The organism is Sulfurospirillum sp. SCADC (assembly GCF_000743525.1).
Classification (GTDB): Bacteria; Campylobacterota; Campylobacteria; order Campylobacterales; family Sulfurospirillaceae; genus Sulfurospirillum.
Genome location: NZ_JQGK01000011.1, coordinates 878 through 26,693, shown reverse-complemented (window position 1 = coordinate 26,693; position 25,816 = coordinate 878). Strand labels below are relative to the sequence as shown.

Below are 25,816 nucleotides of genomic sequence, written 5' to 3'. Positions count from 1 at the left end.
TATGCACTAAAGCTTGCCTCTTTCTTCGTTCGCATTATTTCACTTAACACTCAAAATGGTTTTTCATTGTTTTACATGTAAATGTGTTTGGCACACACATCGAAGGGTTGAAAACCACGTTTCCGTGGCTTCCAAAGTATATTAAAAGATCAAACCACCCTCTTCTTTTAACTCTTTCGTGTTGCTTTTTGGAAACGGTGAGACGTCGGTAAAGAACTCTGTTGTACCATCGACTTTTCGAGCATTAACACCCTCTGGCATCTTAAATTCACGTGTGGTTTCAGGATGCAGTTCCACATACTTTGTCATAAAGTATTTAAATGCAGGTGCAGCTGAACGACCTCCCGTTTCACCTTTTTTAAGTGGGGTATTATTGTCATTGCCATACCACGTAATCACTTCAATATCAGGTGAAAAACCACAGAACCAGACATCCACACTGCTATTGGTGGTTCCTGTTTTTCCAGCAATTTCAATACCTGGTACTTGGGCGTTTCGACCCGTTCCTCGTTTGACAACCTCTTTGAGCATATCAATCATCAAGTAGCTCTGCTTAGGAGAAGTAAGGGTCTGACTCTCTGTTTCATACACTTTTTCAACCCCTTGACGTGTGATCACTTTCTTAACAAGAAGAGGTTCCACTTTGACACCATAATTAGGAAACATGGAGTAAAAACTGCTGTATTCCAGTGGCGAAATACCAAAACTGCCTAAGGCAAGCGTCAAATCCATCGCAATATTTTTAAAACCATCTTTTTTGAGCTCTTTGTAGACACTGTCCATCCCTAAAAGCGACAAAAGGTTGATTGTCGCAAGGTTGCGCGAATGCACCAATGCCTCTTTAAGTGTGATCAGACCTTCAAAATCATTTTCATAGTTTTTTGGTTTCCACTCTTCATCGGTTTCACTGTTTACGTAGGTTCGAGAAATATCAGGAATTTCAGACAGTGGCGAATACCCCCAATCCAAAGCTTTTTGGTACAAGAAAGGCTTAAAGCTTGATCCTGGTTGGCGTTTGCTTTGTGTTGCACGGTTAAAACTGCTTTTAGCATAATCAATGCCTCCCACAAGTGCTAACACATTGCCCGTGTTATTTTCCATGACCACCATTGCACCATTAAGCTCTGAGGTATTGGCATCTTTTCCCATGCGAGAGACCATACCTTTGTACCCAACATTGAGCGATTCATGAGCGAGTTGTTGCATCTTAAGATCAATCGTAAGGTAAATTTTATACCCACCTTTTTTAAGATCATCATACTCAGAGGCTAAATTTTTAATCACTTCATCAACCACATAAGGGGCGCGGTTGCGTGTTAAGGTCTCGTCATACACCATAGGATGCTCCAAGGTGGCTTTCGTGTATTCGCCTTCACTGATCCAACCCAGTGTGTAAAGGCGGTTGACGACTTGATTGGCTCTGCTGAGAGAGAGATCCATGTGTTTCGTAGGGTCATACGAACTAGGCGCTTTTGGAAGTCCTACCAACATCGCAATCTCTTTAAGACTCAATCCATCAAGTGGTTTTTTAAAATACCCAAGTGCTGCCGTTTTAATGCCGTAATAACCGTGTCCAAAATAGACATGATTAAAGTAGCGTTCTAGAATCTGCTCTTTACTCAATGCCGCTTCAACCGTGTAGGCAAGAATCGCTTCATTGACTTTGCGCGTTAAGGTTTTTTGGCGTGTTAAAACGGTATTTTTAATCAGCTGTTGGGTGATGGTACTCGCCCCTTCAACCAGCTTCATCGCATGAATATCTTTAATAAGCGCTCTAAAAATCGCTTCGATATTAATCCCATTGTGTTCAAAAAATGAGGTATCTTCCGTGGCAACGAGCGCTTCAATGACGCGTGCAGGAATATCGTGATACTCCACATAAATCCTATTTTCATCATCAAACAAGTTGGCAACCAGATCACCGTTTCGGTCGTAAATTTGTGTGGTTAATTTTGGATTGTAGTCAATAATTTTATCGGCATCAAACCGAATCTGTGCGTATAAAAAGATAATTGCCATCACCGCTGCAAATCCAAGCATGGTTAAAATTGTTATAATGTATTTCACTCTCTAAAACTCCTTTGTCTAAATCCAGACGTCAAAAGCTGCTGTGTGTACGCCTCTTTTGGGTCATGTAAAATATCTTTCGTCAAACCCGACTCAACGATTTGTCCGTTTTTAATAATACCCACTTCCTCGCATAAATGCTCAATCGTTCCAATATCGTGCGTGACAAAAAGCAGATCAAAACCGCACTCTTTTTGAAGCGTTGCGATCAACTCTAAAACCGTGGTTTTGCTCTCTTCATCGAGTGCCGTTGTCGGCTCATCCAAAAGCAGTAACCGTGGCTCAATGCTTAGCGCCATCGCGATGATGAGGCGTTGCAACTGCCCACCGCTCAGTTCTGAGGGAAAGCGGTCTAAAAACTCCACATCCAAATGGACCATGCTAAGGTACTTTTGCGCCCTCTCACGTGGTGCCATAAACTGCTTTTCGATTTTGGTGAGTGGCGAGAGCGCTGTAAAAGGATTTTGAGGCACAAAAGCGATGCTCTCACCTCGTTTGAGCGCATAACTAGCATTGTACGACAGTGTGCTCTCTAGCTCCTGCGGTAACATGCCTAAAAGGGCTTTGAGTGTCAAGCTTTTTCCACTGCCACTCTCCCCAATCAACGCAAACGATCGCTCAAACGAAAAGCTTACATGTAAAAGAGTTTTGGCTCTATTGTGAATCACAAGCTCTTTACATGTAAAGCTCAAAATGACCCCTTTTGGATAAGCGAACACAACGCACGAAGCTGTTCAATACTTTCACCTAATCGAGGAATAATGCGCAAAATGGGCTTTAAAACGGTCGGTGGGCGAATCGCTCCAACTAAAAATCCTTCATCTATCAAGTGTTGCTGAATGCTCAAAGCATCCGCTCCTTCGCACAAAGGATACGAGTAAATCAGTCCATCCATTTTAAGACCTAAACATTCATGCACAACCTTTTGGCGCGCAACAATCTCCGCTTTAAGCTTGGCTCTGTTTTTAAGAATATAGAGCAAACTTTGGTACCCAAGGGCAATATCAAACAAAGAAGGTGCCGTGGTATAAATAATCGCTTTGGCACGATTTTGTAAAAATTCTGCAATGTGATTGGAGCATAAAATATACGCACCATAACTTCCGAGCGCTTTGCCAAGGGTTCCCATTTTGATGTGGTTGGCTTTGGGGGTAATGTGAAACAGATCAAACACGCCTCGAAGATTTTCACCCACAACGCCCACACTGTGCGCTTCATCGACAATTAAAATCGCGTTGTAACGATCGGCAATGTCGAAAATATCGGGGTTTAAAAGATCGCCACTCATCGAGTAAATCCCCTCAACGGCGATGATAATGCGATTGTGATGATGCGTGTTGATCAGACTTTCCAAGTGATTGGCATCGTTATGGTTAAAAAGCAACACTTCCGCATCAACGGTTTTAGAAGCGACCATGCCACTCGCGTGATACGCTTCGTCCAAGATCAAAAGATCTTTTTTGCGCGGTAACGCTTCAATGAGTGAAAAATTGGCTAAAAAACCACTTCCACACACAAGAGCAGCTTCAAAACCGTTATGACGGATTAAAAAATCCTCAAACTCTTGATGAATCGGATGATACCCATTGACCAAGATGGAGGCTTTAGGTGCATGAAATTTATGCAAAGAGACTTGCGCCACCGCACGTTCAAAAAGCGTTTTATTTTGCGCAAAACCAAGGTAATCGTTCGAGCTAAAATCGGCTAAAGATTCATCGTAAAGCTTTCGGCTTCGGTAGCGATTGGCTTTGGTGATGGCTAGCAGTTCGTTTTGATACATGGCTAAAAGGATAAAAAAGGCAGGAGTTTTTCAACGCTGAGCCCCATGGCGGTACTTTCCAGCCCCACCACCTCTTTGATATACGATTTGCAAAAGCCTTCCACCATGCACGCTCCTGCTTTGCCTCGCCACTCATCACTTTCCAAATAATCTTGCAGTGCTTTGGGCTCAAAAGGTAAAAAAAGATAATCCGTGGTAGAAAGATCGATCAGTTCAATCGTTTTGGATTTGTAAATCATACACGTAAGAATGCTCACGGTATTGCCACTTTGCGCCTCTAAAATGCGTTTGGCATCGTCTTTGTCTTTGGCTTTACGCAAAATCTGTCCATTCGCCGTGACCACGGTATCAGCGCATAAGACAGGCATTTCTAAGTCGTACGTTTCAAGATAGCTTTGCATCTTCCCTTTGGTTGCATGGTAGACAAAATGTGCGGGATCAGCGATGCGAAGGCTCTCCTCATCAAACCCAGGCTCTCGTTGAATGAACGGAACGCCAAACTTGCTCAGCAGTTCCACCCTCGTGATTGAAGAGGAGCCAAGCACAATCGTTTGCATCTTAGTAACCTCGTAAAATCACGCCAAAATAGACCGAGATAACGGCTAAAAGCAGATTGAGAGGGATGAGATACTTCACCATCAAGATCACATTTTCCTCGACTTCGATGTAATTCTCTTCCTCTAACCCTTTTTTGGCTTTAAGGTATTTGAAGTACATGTAAATAAAATTAAAGGCGATGAATGTCCACAGAGCCTCTTTGGTATGCACCATCACATAGGTGGTCGGATTGCCTGCTTTAAAGCCAAGCCCGATGTGCATAAACACCGATGTTATGATGATAATCAGCAACACAGGCACCAAAAAGAGGATGTAGCGACGCATCATTTTAATGCAGCTGTTAAATTTTATCTTCTCATCAGCGACATCTTCTTCCACAGGCTGAATCACAAAACGCATCACGAACATACTCCCAATCAGCAGTGCTGAACTGATTACATGTAAAAAAACGATGATTCGGCTAAAGTCCCCAAAGATCTCTATGAAAAAATCGCGCATCCTTTAGCCTTGAAGAACTGATTTTGCATACGCAAGGGCTGCTGATTTTGCCTCTTCGATTTTAGAAGCATCTTTGCCGCCTGCTTGAGCAAAGTCATCGCGTCCGCCACCGCCTCCGCCAACGATCGGTGCGATCTCTTTGATCCATGCACCAGCTTTAATCGCGGCATTTTTCACACCTGCTGCGATCATCACTTTGTCCTCTTTGACTTGCAGTAAAAGAACGGCAACGGAGCTTTTTTCATTTTTAAGATCATCGATGCGCACTTTAATATCGCCTGCACCCAAAACGTCTACAATGAGTTCCACACCGTTTACATGTAAAGATTCGACTGACTTTCCAGCGTTTGCATTGAGCGATTCGACTTCGGTTTTTAGAGTTTTGATCTCTTCTTTGAGACGATTGATGCCGATGAGTGGCTCTTTGTGTTTCACACTCTCTTTGATCGCTTCCAGTTCGCTTCTCAAACTTTGTGCGTAAGAAAGAGCCGCACCACCGCAAATCGCTTCGATACGTCTGACACCGGCACTCACGCCACTCTCTTTTTGGATAAAAAAGCTTCCGATGTTCGCCGTATTGCTCACGTGCGTTCCGCCACACAGCTCAACACTCGCATCGCCAAAGCTCACCACACGAACTTCAGAACCGTATTTCTCGCCAAAAAGTGCCATCGCGCCACTGTTTTTAGCCTCTTCGACATTCATTAGTTTAGTCTCTCCCGAAACACCACTCGCGATGACACTGTTCACAAACGCTTCAACCTGAGTGATCTCTTCAAAACTCAATGCTTTTGGATGGGAGAAGTCAAAACGAAGTCTGTCTTTTTCGACCAAACTTCCAGCTTGTGAAACATGCTCACCCAAAACTTTACGAAGCGCGCTGTGCAGCAAGTGTGTTGCACTGTGATGTCTTTCGATCTCAAGGCGTGAGACATCAACGCTAAGGTTCACCTCATCGTTTACATGTAAAGGCTTTTCGAGCTCTACGAGGGAAAGATTCAAGTCAAAAAATTTCTTGGTGTCAAGGACTTTACCATAGCCTTCGATCACACCCTCATCGCCACTTTGTCCACCACTCATCGCGTAAAAAGGGGTTTGTTCAAACATGACCCAGCCATTTTCATCTAAGCTTTGAACCTCTTTGAAGTTCTCATCTAAGAGTGCTAACACTTTGGTTTTGGCCTCTTTTTGGGTGTAACCTACAAAGGTGTTGAGACCAAATTTTTCAAGAAGCGGTTTAAATTCACCTTGCGTTGCTTTATCGCCACTACCTTTCCATGAGGCTTTGGAACGCGCTTTTTGCTCCGCCATCAAAGCTTCAAACTCTGCTTCATTGACACTTAAGCCTTTTTCACGAAGCATATCCGCTGTAAGATCAAGAGGGAAACCGTAGGTATCGTAGAGTTTAAAGGCTACTTCGCCGCTAAACATCGTTTTGGTATTGGGGAGTTCTTTTTCAAAGAGTTCAAGTCCTGAAGCGATGGTCGTAAAGAAGCTCTCTTCTTCATTTTTGATCTGCTCTGCAATCACCTCTTTTTTAGCGACAAGGTATGGATATTGTTTGCCCATAAGATCGCACAAGGTATCAAGAAGTTTGTACATAAACGGCTCACGAAGTCCTAGTAAATAACCATGTCTGACCGCACGTCTTAAGATGCGTCTTAACACATACCCACGACCCACTCGACCAAAAGTGGTTCCTTGCGCGACCAAAAATGAAACCGCACGAATATGATCAGCAATAACACGGTAACTCGCTCCCGTTGCATACGCATAAGGTTTACCGCACAACTCTGCCACTTTGTCGGTTAAAGGAATAAAGAGTGAAGAGTCATAGTTACTAAAAACACCCTCTTTCACCGCAGTCACACGCTCTAAGCCCATACCCGTGTCGATGGAAGGTTTGGGAAGCGGATGAAGCACACCAGAAGCGTCACGCTCATACTGCATAAACACGAGATTCCAAATCTCTAAGAAACGGTCACCGTCTCCTCCCATATAATCTTCTGGCGTGTTAAAGTTCTCAGCCCCTTGATCGATGAAGATTTCACTGCAGGGGCCACATGGTCCCGTATCGCCCATTTGCCAGAAGTTGTCTTTATCACCAAAGCGCATAATGCGACTCGCATCAATGTGCTTTTTCCAAATACCCTCAGCCTCATCATCGCTCTCATGAACGGTTACCCAAAGTTTTTCTTTGGGAAGTTTAAGCACTTCGGTCACAAATTCCCACGCATGAGAGATGGCATCTTCTTTAAAGTAATCGCCAAAAGAGAAGTTTCCAAGCATTTCAAAAAAAGTATGATGGCGCGCTGTGTAGCCCACGTTATCAAGGTCATTGTGTTTACCACCAGCTCTGATACATGTCTGACAGGTTGTCGCACGTGGAGGGTTAGGACGAGGCACTTCGCCTGTGAAAACACTCTTAAAAGGAACCATGCCTGCGTTGGTAAACAGAAGCGTCGCGTCATCGGGCACAAGAGGAGAACTCTCGATAATCTTGTGACCTTTTTGTTCAAAAAACTTTAAAAACTCAGCTCTAACATCCATACTATTGTCCTAGTTTTATTATAAAAATTTATCTATTTTAACGAAAAAACCTAAAGGGTATTATTAAATGCCCTCAAACAGCACTAAGGGCGATTACAACGCACACTTTTCACTGAGACGATACCCGACAATCCACCACCCTAGAACCGCGATGATGGCACCTAAAAAACCATTGAATGTCAGAAGGCAGAACAGTCCCATAATCATCGCTAACATACCCAACACATAGCTTCCAGAGAGCACACTAAAAATGGCAACGACGATACCTGAAAGCCCTACATAATTGAGGTAAATCACTTTGCCCAAAAGCGTTCTAAATTGGCAGATAGGAAGCATCGGCTCAGCCGCGCACACCGCCACCCACGACTCTTTAACATACACACCCTCTTTCATCGCGACAATAGCACCTGCCGCTACAAGCAAAATCAGAAGTGTTCTAAAAAGACCACATAGTTTTGAAGTGGAAAGCCACAGGGTAGAGCCTAAAACCATCACCAAAATAACCCAATTTAGCGCAAAATCATTGCGTGCGCTCTCTTGAACTAAGACCGCTAAGGCACTTAGAAACAAGATCAATCCACTCGCTTTTTCCATCAAACCATTGAGCTCTTTTCGCTCAGTTGAAAAATAAATGACCGCATACACCACAGCGATGATGCCCAGCGTTCCGAGCTCAAAGTTCAGATACCGTCCATCAAACGCTAAGGAGAGCGCCATCACAAGCACGATACTCACACTGAGCAGATGCAAAACATCCTCCCAAAACGTCTCACCTTTGGGTTCACTGAGCGTTATCACACTGATAAAACGCGCCATCGAACCTCGCATCGTGATCTCTTCGGCGATGAGAAACCGCACCAGTTTAAGCCACAGTAAAAAAGCGACACTCAGGCATAAAATCGCCCACGCCTCTTCAAGGTTATTGCGCGAAACGATCCAATAGGCATTGGCTTGCCACGTAAGTGCCACCGAGCCACCAAAAAGCGTTGCGAACCAGTACGGCGCTTTTTTACACGAACATGTCGGCACGCCCCAAAGCCAAATCAGCCCTACAAGACTGAGCGCACAACTGCTGATAAAAAGCCACAGCGCATTGGGAAAGTTGGAGACAAAACCATGCAAGATGTGTTTATCCGCCCTATCGGCATCAAACAGACCCCAAAAACCGCCCACAGCACCTTCGCTCATGCGCTTCCACGGTTGGTCAAACGCTTCGATAAAATTGTACTTCCAGCCATTATCTTCTGCCATTTTGACAAACCCACGCGTAAAAATCGCTTGATTGACCGCACTTGGGTAGGCAGATTCACGCATACGCCCTTCACTTGGCCAGCCTGTCTCACCGATGACGATCTCTTTATCGGGGATTTTTTGTTGCATCAACTCGCGAATATTTTTTACATGTAAAAGCGCTTTGTCCACACTGATGGGCGTGTCTTCCCAGTACGGCAAAATGTGAATCGTCACACGATCGACCGCAGGGGCAACCTCAGGATGCTTGTTCCAAAACTCCCACACATCGGCATACGTCACGATCATATCGGGCAAGGCTTGTTTGACTTCGTTGATGTAACTGACCAACTGCCCTGCACTTACATCACGTCGCAACAGCGCTTCATTCCCCACCACAACGGTTTCGACGATGTCTTTGTTCTCTTTGGCCAAACGAATCGTCGTGTCGATCTCTTTTTGTGTTAATTTGACATCATTGCTCACCCACGCACCCAACCACAGTTTCAGCCCATGTTTGCGCGCAATTTCAGGTAATTCTTCCAACCCAACGCTAGAATACGAGCGAATACAACTCGTAATCGTCGCCAAATGCGTCAAGTCTTTGTCCATCTGCTCGGGTGAGGGGCGAAACCCTTTAGGAATATCAAGTGGCGATTCATCTTTGCCAAAAGGCGCATACGAGAGGCATTGCAGTTTGACATTGGGATCAAGCGTTATGAGGCTAGAAGAAGGCAAAGCCATCCAAAACCAAAAAAGCCCCAATGTGGCAAACATCGCAAGGTAAAAAAGGATCATTTTAAACGTGTGATTCATACAGTCAAGCTCCATCTATAATAGTTGCGCGATTATACTAGAAATGGGTTTAAGGGTTTACATGTAAAGAGTGAAAGATAAAAATTAAGATGGTTTGAAGTAAGCTTTTAGCGTGGTTTTATTGAGTAACATGATAAAAAATATCAAAAATTAAAAGCACTTTTACTATACCTCTCCTTTAATCATTGTTCAACAAATTACTTATTGATTCAAAAAATTTTTGATATGAAGATAATTGCTTTAAAGAGTGTAAAGAAATTTTTTGTCCCAAAGGAGAGTATAAATCAGAGATATTAAGCTTCTGACGTCTCCGAGACAAGCCTGACTGTGCAATTCTAATTGCTTCTTTTATTATTTCTTTTGGGTTCTTGTATGTTTCTGCAGGTTTATCAATTCCCAATTCACGATCACTCAATCGAGTGCTAATTTCATCTTTAAAAACTGATTTATCTGCTAGCATCCATGCTTCAGTCATATATACTGGGACTAATGATACAAGTTCTATATTTTTTTCTACACTAAAACTTTCACATGCTTCAAAAGCAGGAATAATTTTATATTGCTGAACATGTTCATCATTGTTATCATCTGCATCACAATGAACACAAAAAAATTTTATTCCTAAACTATCTGCATCTTTTATCGCCTCTTGAATTTGTTCAACAAATGGCTTCCCTCTACTTGCTTTTATCCATGTTACTGAATAAATTTCTATCTCTCGCTCACATGATAGAGCAACATCTTCAAATGTCCTACGAATAATATTTTCTAAAAATCGAACATCTGTTGAACCCTCTACGATGTACCCAATAGTTATAATTTGACTCATTCAATAAGACCTACATCATTTCAGGGAAATAAGCTGTTTGAAGGTAGTTTTTCAAATCCGCTTGCGTAATTTTCTCTGTAACATTATTATCTGCAACATTATTTTGGAATAAAGTTCCTTGTGAACTTGGATCAACTGAAAAAATCTTGGTAACATGAAGTTTTTTCATGACACCAGATTTTTTTGTAATCTTCGTTATCAACCTTGAAAACCATACTGAAATATTTTTCTTCTCTTTTAATTGAAAAACTTCTCCGACTAAAACAGGAGAATGTGTATTAACCAAAACTTGACGAAGTGGCATATCAACATCATTAAAATCTATGCTTAAATCATTAAGTAACTCAACCATGGCTTTTAAACGAAATGGATGTATCCCATTTTCCGGTTCTTCAAAACAGAGTAATCCTCCAAATGTCTCATCATAAAGAAACACACATAATGCCAAAAGTCGTAAAGTTCCCTCAGATAAAACTCGTGAAGAGAACTCTCTTCCATCATCATTTTTCACTTTTACAATAAACTGCTTATTTGCGCTGTCATCATATACATCTACATCAACTATTGTCGGCAAAAGATTATTTAATCGTCTCGCTATATCTTTAATGGCGGAAATATCTGCATTTTTGATGCGATACAAAACAGCCGCTAAATTCTCTCCATGATGCGAAATAGTATCTTTCGCCATATAGGGACTTGGCTTACGCAGGGCATCTGGACTCAGTTGTAAAAAACGCCATTTTCGCATCTCCTCTTTTGCGGCAAAAACATGAGGAAAATCCACTGAATTTATACTGCTTAAAACTGTTTGTAAAACAGCATTAGCAGGTGTTGCTTTTTTATTCCCTGATTTTCCATCTTGGGCTAAATATATAGTTACAGTACCTTCTCTATCTTCTGTAAGAATATAAGGTTTCCCTCTTTTACCTGTTGAAACTTTTGGTCTCCATATCTCTCTTACTTCAGGTTTTAAATGATTTCTAAGCCATACATCTTCATTGTGTTTTAAATTTACTAATACTTCATAGGCAACGGCAAGATCAAGAATTCCACGTTCATTGATAGTTCTTTTTATTTTTAATTCATACCTTAAACGTGTATATTTTAGTTCTGATTCACCGCCCCAATTATCACGAACTTTTTTATCTACAAGCATTTCAATAGCAAAAGAAATTTCATCTGCAAAATCATCATCATATTTTGTAAATAGTTCTATAGCTTCGCCTCGTTGTTCGCTAAATGCAGTTTTTAAATCTGTTTCTGCTAAACGCGTTAAAAGTGCTAACGCATCAAAAAGATTACTTTTACCTGATGCATTGGGTCCGGCAATAATCGTAAACGGAGAAAATTCCATTTCAAAATTTTCAAATGTTTTAAAACCACTTATTTCAAGTTTTGTAATCATGAATTTAATCACCCTTCAATTTGACTAGATTATACCATTAGTTTAATTAACCCAAACTGCTAGTTAAACAGTAGAGCTTTTTTGTCATCACCAAGCTTCAAAAAACAATTGATGGCGTAAGCAGTGATGAAGAGTCTAAGCTTGGTTAAGAAGCCATCAATGGCTGTAGCCTTAATAACTTTACCAAATTTGGCAGTTATCATAGAAAAAGCAGTTTCGACACCTTTTCTGATTTTACGTTTCATGAGACAGTCACTTTTTTTGCCGCTGAATTAGAGAGCATCTTGCATTTTGAAGCCTTTTTTGAGCGTTATAAAGCGTTTTTTACCCCTGCAACCTTGGTCGTGCTGTATGTGACCGATTTGGATAAAAACGGCACATTTTCTTATGAAGGTGTCACCATTCATGCCTACTCTTTATCGGAAAGTTCTGTGTGGAATGAACTGCTTGATCTCTCAGGACTTGATAAAAGTGAGCTTAAAAAACTCGACAATAAGAAAAAAATCGACGTGCTGTATGAAGGACTTTTGAAGACCGATTGTGCGGCAAAAGCGATGAGTTTTGAAGAGATACTCAGCCACAAAGGTGAGAGTTCCAAAAAAATCATGGGTGCTGTGTAACTGCTCTTTTAAAGCGCACTCTGTTTGATTTCATGCTACACTCTTACATGTAAAAGGAGTGAGCATGAAAATCAAACAACTCTGTTCTCTTAAAAAAGATGACGTCAAAACGTATGCCACAAAGATCATCAAGATCGTCTCAAAACCAAAATTTATCTGCGAAAAATGTGCCAGAGTCTCTAAAGATGAAAAACATTTATGCCATGCTGTGTCGCTTAAAAAACTTTAACGCACCAACCGCACAGCGCCCATATAACTTTTCGTATGGGCATCTACAACACCATTCATAAAATCAATCGTATAAAAAAGTGTTGGAATCACGTCGTCCCCCTCAAGGTAAACGGACGAAGTTAGATAATTCGCACCCTCGCCTGTGTCGTGTAGTTTTCCAAACAGTGCGCTATTGATAACGGGCGTTTTACAGCGTTCATCCACCAAGCTCAAAAGCTCATCAACGCTCGGAACTCTCCATCCATTGCCCAAGGAGCGTGCGTATGCTTCTGCTTCTTTGCGCCTTATAAGTTTTATTTCACCGACACATCCTTTGCCTTTTTGCCACTCTTCACCAAGGGAACAACGCTTCCAGATTAATTTCGATTTTGTATCAATGACTTCGCCCTCTTTTGCGGTGAAACTGCTCGTGTTAGAGGAACACTTCGCCATTAAACTCAGGGTTGAAATCAAAAAAATAATGACATATCGTTTCATGGATAGACCATCTTTTTAGAAACGCCTCCATCAACCACGAAGTCACTGCCTGTGATAAACCCGTCTTCTCTCTCCAACAAAAAGCGCACAAACTCAGCAATGTCACTGGTTTTGCCAACTCTGCCGCTCGGATGCCATGCGTGCTCTTCTTTGGTTGGCTCATAGGTTTCATCGGTGTTGATCCACCCAGGGCTGATAGAATTGACACTGACTTTTCCTGCCAACGAGATAGAAAGTGCATGCGTTAATGCAACGAGACCACCTTTGGACGCCGAATAAGGCTCCGTGCCTGCTTCGGACATAGACGCACGCGTTGAAGCGATGTTGATGATATGTCCGTGCGTCAACAGAGGCGCAAAGGCGTGCGAAAGAAGATACGGTACGGTAAGATTGAGTGCAATCACTTTTTCCCAATCGCGTAAAGTCTGCTCATGAAGCGGTTTATGAATAAACATGCCTACGTTATTGATAAGCCCGTAAAGTGATGTTACGTCATTTTTTATCTGTCTTATCGTTTCAGTAATCGCCTCACTTTGACTGAGATCGCAACGGTAAAAGTGGTTGAAAAAGGTGTGCGTGGGAGTTTCTTGATCAATAACAATGAGGTTATACCGCGTATAAAGTGCCTGTGCTATTGCTTTGCCAATGCCCTTTGATGCACCTGTAATCATGACATTTTGCATCCCTATTCCTTTCAAATTTCAGTACAAAAACATACCATAGGATGGCTTAATCGGCACAATTTTTGCTTGCATTGAGCATGTAAATTTTCTAAGAGGGGCAATCTTATGGAAACGTCTACACGGTATCAAACCAATGTGAGTTTAATGAAGCAACTGCAACCAAACAGCGATAGAACAGCGATGCAATCGTCTTACAGTGAAGATTTTGAAGCCATATACCACGAAGCCGTCCAGAGTGATGTCAAGCTCTCTACGGCTAAAGCATTTTTGAGTCATCTCAGCGAAGATGAACTCTCAACCTTGCAACACTACACGGGGCTGGCTAATGAGATCAACGTTAGTTCGCTCAGCGATGAAGGTGCTTACAATTTGCTCATGCACGATGCTGAAAAATATGACTTTAATGGCGATGGAATGGTGCAAGATGGCATTGCCAATAAAAGTTCAATGATTTCTACCACTATGAGTGATGCGATGAAAGCGTCTTACGTCAGTGCGCTCAACTCCCTAGATGAGCGTGAACGTTTTGACGCGATGACTGCCGTGACACTCACGAACGCTACCTCAGCACTTTCATCTGTAGAGGAGACATCAACCAGTACAATAGCAACACCGTTTACCTACGATCTACTCGCTGCGCGCATCGATGCAATGCTTCATCCAACACAAGGGGCGTATACATCGCCTGAGATCAAAGAGACGATTGCAAAATTTTGGGAGAATTTTCAATCTTCATACAACGCTTAATCGCTCTAGCACTTTTTACATGTAAAGCGCTCTTTAGCAACACTAAAGTAGAATAAAAACTATTTTATGGAAAAGGTTCATTATGAAAAAAGCGCTTGTCCTGCTCAATATGGGAGGACCTAATAACCTGGATGAAGTCCAAGTTTTTTTATCCAATATGTTCAATGATGCCAATATCATCACCGTCAAAAGTGCTCTTTTACGCCGTTTTATCGCGTTTATGATTACCTCAACACGTACCAAAAAAGCCCAAGCCAACTACGCAAAACTCGGAGGAAAATCACCTTTGGTCGGCTACACCAAGCAACTGGTTGCGAAGCTGCAAAAGGCACTTCCTTCTTTACATGTAAACTTTGCGATGCGCTACACGCCACCGTTTTGCGATGCGTTGATTGAGGAACTTAAAGCTCAAAAAATCGAAGAAGTAATCTTGCTACCGCTTTATCCGCACTACTCAACCACGACCACGAAGTCTTCAGTGGAAGATTTTATGAAAGTAGCGAAAGCCTTAGAGTTTAAAGCAAATATTCGCGTCATTGATCGTTTTTTTGAAAGCGAAAGCTACAACCGCCTTCTGGTGAAAAAGATCAAAGAAGCATTAGGCGAAAATGATTCAACGCAAATGGAGCTGATCTTCTCCGCGCACTCTCTGCCTCAAAAGATCATCGCCAATGGCGATCCGTATGAGAGAGAAATCAGTTTACATGTAAAGCTGGTTGAGCAACTTTTAGAGAAGGAAAATGTACACTTTAAAGCGGTGCATTTAGCCTATCAGTCGAAGCTTGGTCCCGTTAAATGGCTTGAGCCTTCGATGGAGGAAAAACTCTCAACGCTTGAAAATAAAAACGCGCTCATTGTTCCCATCTCATTTACGATCGACAATTCTGAAACGGAGTTTGAACTAAGCCAAGAGTATGCTGAACTCGCACACAAACTTGGCTTTGAGCGCTATATCGTCGCAAAATGCCCCAATGATGATGAGGCGTTTGTGGAGTGCATTAAAGGCTTCATTGCCTAAGGCGTGTTTTGAATCTCAGCAGATGGGGTTAAATAGCCGTTATCAACCAGTTTTTCGATAATCTCTTTAAAAACAGGCACCGCACTTTGTGCCGCAAAATATGCCTGTTTTTTCTTCGCTTCACGCACCAATACGCCAATGGTGTATTTGTTCTTTTTATCGTTGACAAAACCAAAAAAGGAACCATTGTAGATGCGTACATACTCGCCATCTTCGGCAATGTGCGCCGTTCCTGTTTTGCCCCCTATTTCCAATCCTTCCATTTTTGTTCCCGTACCCGTACCTTGTTGAACGACTTTAATCAAAATCTTCTGCATCCGTTTTGCCACCGAAACGGGAATGACTTGTACCTCAGGAACTTTTTCAGGAAATAGCTCTTGCCCTGTGGGAGAGACCAGTTTTTTCACCAATGAGAGGTTGATGAGCCTTCCATTGTTATTAAAGGCATTATACGCCTTGATGACTTGCATAAATGTCGCATTCATACCATAACCATACCCAACGGTTGCTTTATAAATCGGCGAATTAAAGCGGTTGAGTGCGGGAATGACGCCCGGATTTTCAAACGGAAGATCGATGCCACTGCGAACGGAAAATCCAAAATCTTTCAATCCTTGATAAAACTCTATCGGGTCAAGCTTCTGCGCGATCTGTGCCGTTCCAACATTACTGGAGTAGACGATGATGTCTTCTGCACTGATTTTATCCGCTTTATGGGTATCTTTGATGACTTTGGTTCCCAGCTTGTAGCTTCCACCATAGACATTGACGATGTCATACGGATTGATTTTATTCGCTTTAAGCAGCAGTGAAAAGGTGATGCTTTTCATCACAGAACCTGGCTCGTAAATGTACTCAATCGCTGAGATATTGAGCGCTCCATAATCTTTCTTCTCAATGAGATCAGGGTTAAAACGATTGCTTGACGCTAGGGTGATAAATTCACCCGTTTCGCTATTGACGATTCCCGCAATGATCTCTTTGGCTTCAAGGTTTTTTTGATATTTATCTAAGACATTTTCAATGATTTTTTGCATTTTTAAAGAAACCGTCAAATGAACATCATAGCCATCATAACGACGCGAAGAGATACTATTACCATCTAAAATAATGGCATTAGAGATGTCACGCGCTCCTATGACTAAAGAGTCTTGCACGGAGGAGAGTTTATCTTCGTAAAAGCGTTCGATGCCTTTAACCCCTGTTGTTTTTGTAATATTTTTCTGCTCCATTTTCTTCACATAGCCTAAAATAGGCGTTACCGAATCAACGGATGGATACAGTCTGTCTTCACCGCTTTCAATGACGCTTAGACCATGTAAAAATGCCACACCTGTTTTAGGGTCTTCATAGCTTTTAAAAACCCCTAGTTTGTAAAGCTTTCGTGAGAGTTCTTGAAGGTACTTAGCACTCTTGGAGTCAATGCGGTAAGACAGCACCGTACTGCCAACATTGGCATTTAAGGTTGCTGCGACGGCTTTGGGGTCATCACCACTGTAAAGGGAATAGAGTTTGACAAAAAGGTCAAATTTTTTGGGATCAATGTTGCGTGTATCGACGAGGGCTTTATAAAGTTTTTGACTCGTAGCGATTTTGAAGCCATCCGAACTGATGATATTACCACGAAGGGCGTGGTTCACTTCGCTGTGTTCTAATTTTGGAAGTCTTCGATCAAGTGTTGCCCAATAAAAAAGGGTTCCAAGAAAAATGAGAAATCCAAGAAGGACAACCACAAAGAGAAAAAGGATTTTGATTTTTTTTGCGTCAGATTGTTCCATGTAAACGGCAAAACTTAAATCTGTGTCTTCGAAATCTCTTTATAAGCACTCAGGGCTTTGTTACGAATTTCTAACATCATTTTCATACTCGTTTCTGCTTTGTTAATAGCAATCGCTGCTTGGTGCAAATCTTTGACTTCACCCGTCGCAAGATCTGCCATCGCTTTGTCACCTTTAACTTGGGTGTCGTTAATCTCTTCAAGAGAATCTTGTAAAATTTTTGAAAAATCACTACTACTGGCATCTGTCTTTGCAACCGTTGTATTGGATGTATTGGTTAATGCTGTAAGCGTATCAATTGTACTAGCCATTTACCTTATCCTTTTAAAATATCAATCGCACTTTGTGCAATGGATTTTGCACTTTGAAATGCGGAAACGTTTGCTTGGTATGCGCGAGTTGCTTCAACGAGGTTGGACATCTCAATGACAGGATTAATGTTTGGATACGCAACATAACCCTCTTCATTGGCATCCGGATGGGAAGGCTCATATTTGTACCTAAATTCGCTCTCATCGCGCACGACTTTATCCACTTTAACGCTCATTATAGCAGGATTGGCATCCTCTTGCAAGAATGGGTCATCCAACGGATTTTCGTACTCTAACATGTTGTTATCACTGGCAATTTTGGCATTCAAGGTTTTTTTAAAATCAACCGCTTTAAAGACAACATCTTTACGTTGATACGGTCCACCTTCACTCGTACGAGTCGTATTGGCATTGGCGATGTTGGAACTGATCACATCCATACGAAAACGTTGTGCAGAGAGTCCGTAACTGCTAATGTCAAAACTGCTTAAATATGCCATTGTATTTCCTTATATTTTAGACGAATATTCAATAACGCTTTTAAAAATGAGACCATTTTTTTGTAGTCCTGATGCAAGTGCGTTAAACATCATGGCATTTTTACCCAATTCCGATGTTTCTACATCTAAATCGACCGTATTGCCATCATTTCGAGCCATATGTCCGTCTCTAAGATACACCGTTGATTGCGAGCTATCAAAACCGCTGGTAGCACTGAGGTGTGACGCATCGGTTTGCGCCATTTCGAGCTTCGTTGCAGCGTTATTTTCACCATAAATCGCTTTTTTCTTCTCAATCAAAGCGGTTTCAAAGTCAACATCACGTGCTTTATAAAATGGTGTGTCGATGTTAGCGATATTGCTAGAGACGAGATCTTGTCTCAAAGCTCTGGCGCTAAGACCTGCTTCTAAAAGTGGATTTGATTTAGAGGTCACAAAACCCATTTTTTTGCCTTTCGTGGTGAGATACTTTATGTAAGCAAATTGTATTCCAAATTACTTCATAATGAGGTTTAATCTATTTTAATGTACAATCACAAAAATCCCAAAATCATACACTAAGAAACCATGGAAACAGATAAAATACTTTTTTCACTTTGCAGCTTTGCCATCTTTGTAGGCATTGTTTTTTCACTGTCGCTGCCGGTGTTCACGACACTCTTTTTTGACTATTCAGAATACCATTTTTTTATTCGTCAATTCGCCGTTGGCATGATCTGCATCAGTATTATGTGGGCTCTTTCACAAATTGATCCTGACAAATTTCTTATCCATATCGGCTTTACCATTTTTTTCAGTTGTCTTCTTTTAATGGGCTTCATGCACTACCTTCCTGAGTCCTTAGTCACCTCCGCAGGTGGCGCTAAACGATGGATCAGGCTTCCAGGATTTTCACTCGCACCCGTTGAGTTTTTCAAAATTGGTTTTGTCTACTTTTTGGCATGGAGCTTTGCACGAAAACTCAATAACAATAAAAAAACACTCAAAGAAGAGATGATGCTTATTTTGCCTTATTTGGCTGTTTTTGTCTTGGTTATTTATTTGATTGCGGTTATGCAAAATGACCTCGGACAAGTGGTCGTTCTAGCACTCACCCTTGCAGTCATGGCGTTTTTTGCAGGTACGAGTCTGCAACTGTTTATGCTCGCCATTCTTGGCTCTATTTTTATCTTTCTCGTTGCTATTTTTAGCTCCACACACCGTATTATTAGGATTAAAACATGGTGGGCAACGATTCAAAATATGGTGCTCTCACTTTTTCCTGAAAATATTGCAGCCGTCCTTCGTGTGGAAGATGCCCCTGAGCCATACCAGATCTCACACTCACTCAACGCGATTAAGCACGGTGGTCTTTTTGGTGAAGGTATCGGAAATGGTATGTTTAAACTAGGCTATCTCAGTGAAGTGCATACCGACTTTGCCCTTGCAGGCATTGCGGAAGAGCTCGGAGCGCTGGGTGTCACGTTTCTCACGCTTGTGATCATCACCATTATTTACCGCATCTTTAAAATTGCGAGTCGAAGCACCAATAAGGTCTACTACCTCTTTTCCTTAGGCATCGGACTTTTAATTGTTTTCTCCTTTTTAATGAATGCGTATGGCATTACTTCCATTACCCCGATCAAAGGTATTTCCGTTCCCTTCATCAGCTACGGAGGAAGCTCCATTTTAGCGCTTTCTGTTGGCATTGGAATGGTGCTGATGATCAGCAAAAAGGCAAAATTATGATCGCTATTACAGGCGGAGGCACAGGCGGACACTTGGTCATTGCACGTGCGATTAAAGAAGAGCTCAATCGTCGAGGCATCCAACCCATTTACATTGGTTCCACCGCAGGACAAGATAAAGCATGGTTTGAACACGATGGTGGTTTTGCAAAAACTTACTTTCTCGAGAGTCAAGGAGTCGTCAATAAAAAAGGAGTTCGCAAACTGCTTGTGCTCTTCTCCATCCTGCGTTCTGCCTTTACATGTAAAGCGCTTTTCACAAAACATCACATCGATACCCTCTTCTCTGTCGGAGGCTACTCAGCAGCGCCTGCATCGTTTGGCGCACTCCTGTGTGGTATTCCTGTGTACATTCATGAGCAAAATGCCGTCCAAGGTAAACTCAATTCGCTGCTACGTCCGTTTTGCAAAGCTTTGTTTAGCTCCTACGATCAAGCGGCGCTCAAAACGAGTTACCCTGTAAGTGAAACCTTCTTTGGCATCGCTAAAGAGCGCAAAGAGCTCAAAACCATCATCTTTCTAGGGGGAAGTCAAGGTGCATCGTTTATCAATACACTTGCGCAAAAAATGGCACCCTTGTTACACCACGAAGGTATTGCAATCATTCACCAAACTGGGCAAAAAGAGTATGAAGCGATGAAAGCGTTTTACGAACAGAATGGGATTCCAGCGGATGTGTTTGATTTTTCCAAAGAGATTCCTGCAAAGCTTGCATCTGCCGATTTTGCCATCAGTCGCTCAGGGGCTAGTACCCTCTGGGAACTTTGCGCCGCAGGTGTGCCTGCTTTGTTTATTCCATTGCCTCACGCAGCCGCCAATCATCAGTATTTTAACGCCAAAGCACTCGTCGACCAAAACGTAGCGCTCATGCTTGAGCAAAGCAGTGCGTTTGAGCCTAAAGCGCTTTTAGAGCAGATCAAACAGCTTGATCTGCTCAGCATTTCCAAGCGGTTAATGCAGATGATTCAAAAAGGTGGCGCAGCAGAGATCGTTGATGTCATGTTACAAACCCAAACAAAGGAGAAATCATGTTAGAAAATCTTATCGTACGTATTGCAACCAGAGATGATGCCAAAGAGATTGCAACGTTTAATGTCCTCTTCGCCAAAGAAACGGTCAATAAAAACGTCCCACTTGCCCTTACCACCGAAGGTGTTCATCAAGTCTTTGCAAAATTCCATAATGGATTCTATATTATTGCTACCATTGAAAATGTCATTGTGGGATTGGCTATGATCACGAGAGAGTGGAGTGATTGGAATAACGGTGCTTATTACTGCATTCAAAGTATTTTTGTTACCGATCATGCGCATGAAAAAGAGGTTCATGATGCACTGTTAGATAAAGCAAAAGTATTGGCTAAAGAGCATTACGATGTATGTGGCATCAGACTTTATGTGCATAAAGATGATAAAGCAACGCAAAAATCGTATGAAGAGTTGGGGTTACAAAAAACGAAATACAGATTATTTGAAGAGACATTTTAACGAAGTGGTGCGCCCGAAGGAATTCGAATCCCTGACCTCCGGTACCGCAAACCGATGCTCTATCCAGCTGAGCTACGAGCGCACATTTCTCTTTTGAGGTCGGTATTATAGCTTAGCTAATATAAATTAAGTATTAAAAAAAGGGTCAAAATGTCATTTAGCGTACAAAAATCACTTAGAACATCGTTAAAAAGTTCTTGGACGATTCTAAAACTCATAGTTCCTATTTACATTTTGGCGGATGTTCTCTTTTATTACAATCTTCTCTCACACATTACTTTCATTTTTAAACCACTTGTTTCACTCTTGGGACTCCCTCAAGAGGCAGCCCTTGCCATTGTTAGTGGTCTCTTTCTCAATCTTTATGCGGCCATTGCATTTGCAGCACCACTGGGACTGGACGCTAAAGAGTGGACAATTTTAGCCGTCTTTTTAGGGATAGCCCATGCACTTATTGTTGAAACTGAGATTATGAAACGTCTAGGACTTTCAAGGATCTACTCCATCCTTTTACGACTGAGTGTGGGTTTGCTCGTTGGTGGACTCACTTCAAAGCTTCCTCAGAGTTGGTTTTCAAGCGAGATTCTCCAAGAAGCTGTAACGCCTGAGCATCCTGTGTATCAATCGCTCTTTAGTCTCGTGCAAAACTCGCTGTATGAATCCCTTTCGCTATCACTCAAAGTCATTGTACTCGTCACACTGCTTATCTTTTTTCTTGACTTTATCAAATCACTCACCATCATTGAAAAGCATTCACAAAAGGTGAACAGTGGTTTTTCAATTACCGTGGGTGTCATTTTGGGCATTACCTATGGTGCTGGTATTTTAATTTCCGAGTATGAAAAAGGTATTTTAAAAAAGAAGGAAATTCTTTTCATTGGGACGTATTTGATGATCGCGCATGCGATTATTGAAGACACGCTTCTTTTTGTCATTTTTGGGGCTAATCCGTGGCTTATCGTAGGACTACGCTTACTGTTTGCAACTTTGATTGCAACTCTTGTCATACGGTATTCTAAAGCTACTTAAACTCTTGCGTGTATACAATATCTAACAGCTCTATAAAATTTAGAGGATCACTATAGCCTGCAAATTCATCTATAATACTAAGATCACGTGGTGATAAAATCAAATTCGTAGGAAAATACTTTACATGTAACGCTTGCGGCAATGTTGGGTCTTCTCCATTAATGCTTACATGTAAATAGTTTTTAGCAATATGTTGATTAAATTTTGTGACATCAAAAACATCTTTTTGCATCTTGATACAATAGGGACACCCCTCTTTTTCAAGCGTTAAAAGAATCAGTTTATTTTCTTTCAACGCTTTTTGGCGCTCCATTTCTAAAAATCCAGCTTGTAAAGAAAACGCACTTAGCATAACCATCATTGCGATTTGAAACCATTTTTTCATTGACAAATTACTCTCTTTTTTTGTTGAATCACTAAGCCCATTATAATAAAAATTAACCCAATAAAGGTAGAAAAAAGAATGGTTTCACCTACAAAGAAGGCGATAAACACTAAAGATAAAAAAGGTGAGATAAAAATAAGATTGGCAATTTTTGCGGTGTTGGTGCTTAACTTCATCGCTTGCAGCCACAGGATAAACGTAATACCCATCTCAAAAAACCCAATATACAGTGAGCCTAAAAAACCATAGAAGTTCAAGGTTAGAGGATGCGATGTCACAAAGGCATAGAGTAAAATAGCAGGAACACCAAAGAGAAAATTGATAAAAAGCCCAACCAAAGGGTCTACCTGTAATTTCGTATTGTAAATCCAATAAAGCGACCACAATACGGTCGAAAAAAGCGCTAGAAAAACACCTGTGAGACTTGAGAAAGAGAAATTCCAAAAATCTCCATGCGTCGAGATGACTAAAACACCACAGTAACACATAAGCCCTGCTAGAAAATCATAGAGACTCAATTTCTGCTTTAAGATAAATACAGACAGATACGTCAATGTCAACGCCCAGGTGTAATTAATAGGCTGTGCCTCTTGGGCAGGCAACAGCTCATAGGCTCGAAAAAGGATTAAATAGTAAATAAATGGGTTGATTAAACCCAACAAAGCAAGGTAGAGATAGGTTTTTTTTGAATAGGTCAAAAGCATATAAAACTTTTTTTGATACACCATAGCCATAAAAAAGACGCATAATGAAAAAAATGAAGCATACAGTAAAAGTTGTAACGCATCAAAATGGGCTAATGTCAGTTTAAAAGCACTCGCAACGGTTGACCAAAGTAAAACAGCAGAAATAGCAAATAGATAAGCTTTTGATTGATTTTTTTCCAAGAAAGACCGCCTTTGTATAAGACGAAATGAAAGAATAAAGAAAAAAGAATCACGGAACTGGCAGCGACCTACGTTTCCATCCCAGTAAGGGAGAGTATTATCGGCGATGAAGAGCTTANNATAGCCACCAGAATCGTGAATTAAACAGTAAAAATAGGGGTCAGCGCTAATACTTTAATACCTTTAGGTTTAAAGTTTAGCTCTGACTCCCATCAGATTACTACTTAATTCACCATTCTTTTGGTGAGTTTAGTATTGTCTAGTCAACAGAACACTTTACACTTAATAAGGAAGTGAAATAGCATTATCATACGTAATAATATGTAAGCCAAACGACCTATTAGTACTGGTCAGCTAAAGGGCTCTCACCCATTACACACCCAGCCTATCAAACATGTAGTCTTCATGAGGTCTTCAGGGAAAGTTAATCTTGGAGTTGGCTTCCCGCTTAGATGCTTTCAGCGGTTATCACATCCGAACATAGCTACCGGGCGATGCTCTTGGCAGAACAACCCGTACACCAGTGGTTCGTTCAACCCGGTCCTCTCGTACTAGGGTTAACTCTCCTCAACTTTCCTACGCCCACGGCAGATAGGGACCGAACTGTCTCACGACGTTCTGAACCCAGCTCGCGTACCGCTTTAAATGGCGAACAGCCATACCCTTGGGACCTGCTCCAGCCCCAGGATGCGATGAGCCGACATCGAGGTGCCAAACCTCCCCGTCGATGTGAGCTCTTGGGGGAGATCAGCCTGTTATCCCCGGGGTACCTTTTATCCTTTGAGCGATGGCCCTTCCACACAGAACCACCGGATCACTATGACCGACTTTCGTCTCTGCTCGACGTGTATGTCTCACAGTCAAGCTGGCTTGTACCATTATACTCTACGAACGATTTCCAACCGTTCTGAGCCAACCTTTGTAAGCCTCCGTTACTTTTTAGGAGGCGACCGCCCCAGTCAAACTACCCACCAGACATTGTCCTGAACATAGATAATATGTCCCAGTTAGCTATCAGAATAAAGAAGAGTGGTATCTCAACAATGGCTCAAGTACAACTGGCGTCATACTCTCAAAGCCTCCCACCTATCCTGCACATCTTTATCCCAACAGCAGTGTCAAGCTATAGTAAAGGTCCACGGGGTCTTTCCGTCTTGCCGCGGGTAGGAGGAATTTTCACCTCCACTACAATTTCACTGGATTTCTGGTCGAGACAGCTCCCATCTCGTTACGCCATTCATGCAGGTCGATATTTAATCGACAAGGAATTTCGCTACCTTAGGACCGTTATAGTTACGGCCGCCGTTTACTGGGGCTTCGATCAAGAGCTTCGCTTGCGCTAACACCATCAATTAACCTTCCAGCACCGGGCAGGCGTCACACCCTATACATCCTCTTACGAGTTAGCAGAGTGCTGTGTTTTTGGTAAACAGTCGGGAGGGACTCTTTGTTGCAACCTTTTCCGCTTTCGAGAGCAAGTCTCTATACAGAAGGAGGCACACCTTATACCGAAGATACGGTGCTATTTTGCAGAGTTCCTTAACCAGAATTCTTCCACGCGCCTTAGAATACTCATCTCACCCACCTGTGTCGGTTTACGGTACGAGCAATTACAGATATACTTAGAAACTTTTCTTGGCTCGACGGCATCAACGATTCACCATCCACTCCGAAGAGCATCAAGTGCCTGTCAGGTCTCGAATAAAAGATGACGGATTTGCCTGTAATCTAATCTACACCCTTCGAACAACTATTCCATCAGTTGCCTCGTTTAGCCCTAAGCGTCCTTCCATCGCGCTCTATAATTGGTGTTGGAATATTAACCAACTTTCCATCGTCTACCCCTTTCGGACTCGACTTAGGTCCCGACTAACCCTACGATGACGAACATCGCGTAGGAAACCTTGGGTTTTCGGCGAACGGGATTCTCACCCGTTTTATCGCTACTCATGCCTGCATACTCACTTCTAGCCGCTCCAGCGCTCCTTACCGGTACACCTTCAATGCTGACTAGAACGCTCTCCTACCACTCTATTAAAAATAGAATCTACAGCTTCGGTGGATAACTTTAGCCCCGTTATATTTTCCGCGCAGAATCGCTAGACCAGTGAGCTGTTACGCTTTCTTTAAAGGATGGCTGCTTCTAAGCCAACCTCCTGGTTGTTTGAGCAACTCCACATCGTTTTCCACTGAGTTATCACTT

25 protein-coding genes, 1 tRNA gene, 1 rRNA gene and 1 pseudogene (1 of these 28 only partly in view) are annotated in these 25,816 nt (G+C 42.0%); 8 read left to right on the top strand and 20 right to left on the bottom strand.

All coding sequences use genetic code 11. The features are described from left to right. Positions 1–141: 141 nt before the first annotated feature. The 10 genes and pseudogenes from JU57_RS08100 to JU57_RS08055 all read right to left on the bottom strand — a co-directional run. Positions 142–2,067 (bottom strand): PBP1A family penicillin-binding protein, encoded by a 1,926-nt coding sequence (locus JU57_RS08100; protein WP_037959422.1) that lies wholly within the window; start codon positions 2,065–2,067, stop codon positions 142–144. Continuing rightward, positions 2,064–2,759, bottom strand: coding sequence for an ATP-binding cassette domain-containing protein (locus JU57_RS08095; protein WP_037959421.1), 696 nt, complete (start codon positions 2,757–2,759; stop codon positions 2,064–2,066). Before JU57_RS08095 ends, JU57_RS08100 begins: the two co-directional genes overlap by 4 nt. Beyond that, positions 2,756–3,847, bottom strand: coding sequence for a pyridoxal phosphate-dependent aminotransferase family protein (locus tag JU57_RS08090; protein ID WP_037959419.1), 1,092 nt, complete (start codon positions 3,845–3,847; stop codon positions 2,756–2,758). The genes JU57_RS08095 and JU57_RS08090 overlap by 4 nt, the downstream gene beginning before the upstream one ends. Before the next feature lie 2 nt (positions 3,848–3,849). Beyond that, a complete protein-coding gene (gene maf, locus JU57_RS08085; RefSeq protein WP_037959417.1) occupies positions 3,850–4,404 on the bottom strand; it encodes a septum formation inhibitor Maf in 555 nt (184 codons plus the stop codon). Between the two features lies 1 nt (position 4,405). Then, positions 4,406–4,903 (bottom strand): hypothetical protein, encoded by a 498-nt coding sequence (locus tag JU57_RS08080; RefSeq protein WP_025345408.1) that lies wholly within the window; start codon positions 4,901–4,903, stop codon positions 4,406–4,408. A gap of 3 nt (positions 4,904–4,906) precedes the next feature. Continuing rightward, a complete protein-coding gene (gene alaS / locus JU57_RS08075) occupies positions 4,907–7,453 on the bottom strand; it encodes an alanine--tRNA ligase (protein ID WP_037959413.1) in 2,547 nt (848 codons plus the stop codon). A 93-nt stretch (positions 7,454–7,546) separates the two neighbouring features. Continuing rightward, entirely contained in the window at positions 7,547–9,499 is a 1,953-nt protein-coding gene (locus JU57_RS08070) for an exo-beta-1,3-glucanase (protein WP_037959410.1), read from the bottom strand. Between the two features lie 178 nt (positions 9,500–9,677). Then, positions 9,678–10,328: a DUF4276 family protein gene (locus tag JU57_RS08065; protein WP_037959408.1), complete on the bottom strand. Its 651-nt coding sequence runs from the start codon at positions 10,326–10,328 to the stop codon at positions 9,678–9,680. A 10-nt stretch (positions 10,329–10,338) separates the two neighbouring features. After that, on the bottom strand, positions 10,339–11,733 hold the full coding sequence (locus JU57_RS08060) for an ATP-binding protein (protein WP_037959405.1): 1,395 nt from the start codon (positions 11,731–11,733) through the stop codon (positions 10,339–10,341). 59 nt (positions 11,734–11,792) lie between these two features. Beyond that, positions 11,793–12,017: pseudogene (locus tag JU57_RS08055) on the bottom strand (hypothetical protein); the annotation flags it as partial. On the opposite strand from JU57_RS08055, the gene JU57_RS08050 reads away from it, so the two are divergent. Together JU57_RS08050 and JU57_RS14085 are read left to right on the top strand one after the other, a co-directional pair. After that, positions 12,018–12,353: a hypothetical protein gene (locus JU57_RS08050; RefSeq protein ID WP_051906726.1), complete on the top strand. Its 336-nt coding sequence runs from the start codon at positions 12,018–12,020 to the stop codon at positions 12,351–12,353. It begins immediately after the preceding pseudogene. A gap of 64 nt (positions 12,354–12,417) precedes the next feature. After that, positions 12,418–12,582 (top strand): hypothetical protein, encoded by a 165-nt coding sequence (locus JU57_RS14085; protein ID WP_294876701.1) that lies wholly within the window; start codon positions 12,418–12,420, stop codon positions 12,580–12,582. Here JU57_RS14085 and JU57_RS08045 read toward each other — a convergent pair. Further along, a complete protein-coding gene (locus tag JU57_RS08045) occupies positions 12,579–13,061 on the bottom strand; it encodes a DUF1566 domain-containing protein (protein ID WP_037959400.1) in 483 nt (160 codons plus the stop codon). The two genes, JU57_RS14085 and JU57_RS08045, sit on opposite strands and share 4 nt — an antisense overlap. Further along, positions 13,058–13,744, bottom strand: a complete 687-nt coding sequence (locus JU57_RS08040; RefSeq protein ID WP_037959397.1) for an SDR family oxidoreductase — start codon at positions 13,742–13,744, stop codon at positions 13,058–13,060. The genes JU57_RS08045 and JU57_RS08040 overlap by 4 nt, the downstream gene beginning before the upstream one ends. A 105-nt stretch (positions 13,745–13,849) precedes the next feature. On the opposite strand from JU57_RS08040, the gene JU57_RS08035 reads away from it, so the two are divergent. Beyond that, positions 13,850–14,491 carry a hypothetical protein gene (locus JU57_RS08035; RefSeq protein WP_037959395.1) on the top strand — a complete coding sequence of 214 codons (642 nt, stop codon included), beginning with the start codon at positions 13,850–13,852 and terminating at the stop codon, positions 14,489–14,491. 82 nt (positions 14,492–14,573) lie between these two features. Beyond that, positions 14,574–15,509 (top strand): ferrochelatase, encoded by a 936-nt coding sequence (hemH, locus tag JU57_RS08030; RefSeq protein ID WP_037959393.1) that lies wholly within the window; start codon positions 14,574–14,576, stop codon positions 15,507–15,509. On the opposite strand, the gene JU57_RS08025 is transcribed toward hemH, so the two are convergent. From JU57_RS08025 to flgB, 4 genes are read right to left on the bottom strand one after another with little or no spacing between them, the layout of a single operon-like run. Next, a complete protein-coding gene (locus tag JU57_RS08025) occupies positions 15,506–17,287 on the bottom strand; it encodes a penicillin-binding protein 2 (RefSeq protein ID WP_037959391.1) in 1,782 nt (593 codons plus the stop codon). The genes hemH and JU57_RS08025 overlap by 4 nt on opposite strands. 14 nt (positions 17,288–17,301) lie before the next feature. Continuing rightward, entirely contained in the window at positions 17,302–17,598 is a 297-nt protein-coding gene (gene fliE, locus JU57_RS08020) for a flagellar hook-basal body complex protein FliE (RefSeq protein WP_037959388.1), read from the bottom strand. Positions 17,599–17,603: 5 nt separating this feature from the next. Further along, on the bottom strand, positions 17,604–18,098 hold the full coding sequence (flgC, locus tag JU57_RS08015) for a flagellar basal body rod protein FlgC (RefSeq protein ID WP_037959385.1): 495 nt from the start codon (positions 18,096–18,098) through the stop codon (positions 17,604–17,606). Positions 18,099–18,107: 9 nt separating this feature from the next. Further along, on the bottom strand, positions 18,108–18,542 hold the full coding sequence (gene flgB / locus JU57_RS08010; protein WP_037959382.1) for a flagellar basal body rod protein FlgB: 435 nt from the start codon (positions 18,540–18,542) through the stop codon (positions 18,108–18,110). Positions 18,543–18,665: 123 nt separating this feature from the next. On the opposite strand from flgB, the gene JU57_RS08005 reads away from it, so the two are divergent. The 3 genes from JU57_RS08005 to JU57_RS07995 are packed head-to-tail and all read left to right on the top strand — an operon-like array spanning position 18,666 to position 21,312. Then, positions 18,666–19,826: an FtsW/RodA/SpoVE family cell cycle protein gene (locus tag JU57_RS08005; RefSeq protein ID WP_037959379.1), complete on the top strand. Its 1,161-nt coding sequence runs from the start codon at positions 18,666–18,668 to the stop codon at positions 19,824–19,826. Continuing rightward, entirely contained in the window at positions 19,823–20,860 is a 1,038-nt protein-coding gene (gene murG / locus JU57_RS08000; protein ID WP_037959377.1) for an undecaprenyldiphospho-muramoylpentapeptide beta-N-acetylglucosaminyltransferase, read from the top strand. The genes JU57_RS08005 and murG overlap by 4 nt, the downstream gene beginning before the upstream one ends. After that, on the top strand, positions 20,854–21,312 hold the full coding sequence (locus JU57_RS07995; RefSeq protein WP_037959374.1) for a GNAT family N-acetyltransferase: 459 nt from the start codon (positions 20,854–20,856) through the stop codon (positions 21,310–21,312). The genes murG and JU57_RS07995 overlap by 7 nt, the downstream gene beginning before the upstream one ends. 5 nt (positions 21,313–21,317) lie before the next feature. On the opposite strand, the gene JU57_RS07990 is transcribed toward JU57_RS07995, so the two are convergent. Next, positions 21,318–21,394: transfer RNA gene (locus JU57_RS07990), tRNA-Arg, on the bottom strand. Positions 21,395–21,462: 68 nt separating this feature from the next. Between JU57_RS07990 and JU57_RS07985 the strand changes: the two genes are divergently transcribed. Then, on the top strand, positions 21,463–22,341 hold the full coding sequence (locus JU57_RS07985; RefSeq protein WP_037959371.1) for a nucleoside recognition protein: 879 nt from the start codon (positions 21,463–21,465) through the stop codon (positions 22,339–22,341). Here the strand turns inward: JU57_RS07985 and JU57_RS07980 are convergent. From JU57_RS07980 to JU57_RS07970, 3 genes are all read right to left on the bottom strand, one after another. Beyond that, positions 22,334–22,726, bottom strand: a complete 393-nt coding sequence (locus JU57_RS07980) for a thioredoxin fold domain-containing protein (protein WP_037959368.1) — start codon at positions 22,724–22,726, stop codon at positions 22,334–22,336. The genes JU57_RS07985 and JU57_RS07980 overlap by 8 nt on opposite strands. Then, the gene (locus JU57_RS07975; protein WP_037959365.1) at positions 22,723–23,613 is read right to left on the bottom strand and encodes a DMT family transporter; all 891 of its coding nucleotides are present in this window, start codon (positions 23,611–23,613) and stop codon (positions 22,723–22,725) included. The genes JU57_RS07980 and JU57_RS07975 overlap by 4 nt, the downstream gene beginning before the upstream one ends. A 319-nt stretch (positions 23,614–23,932) precedes the next feature. After that, positions 23,933–25,816 (bottom strand): 23S ribosomal RNA (locus tag JU57_RS07970); its annotated part runs 877 nt beyond the window's last position; the annotation flags it as partial.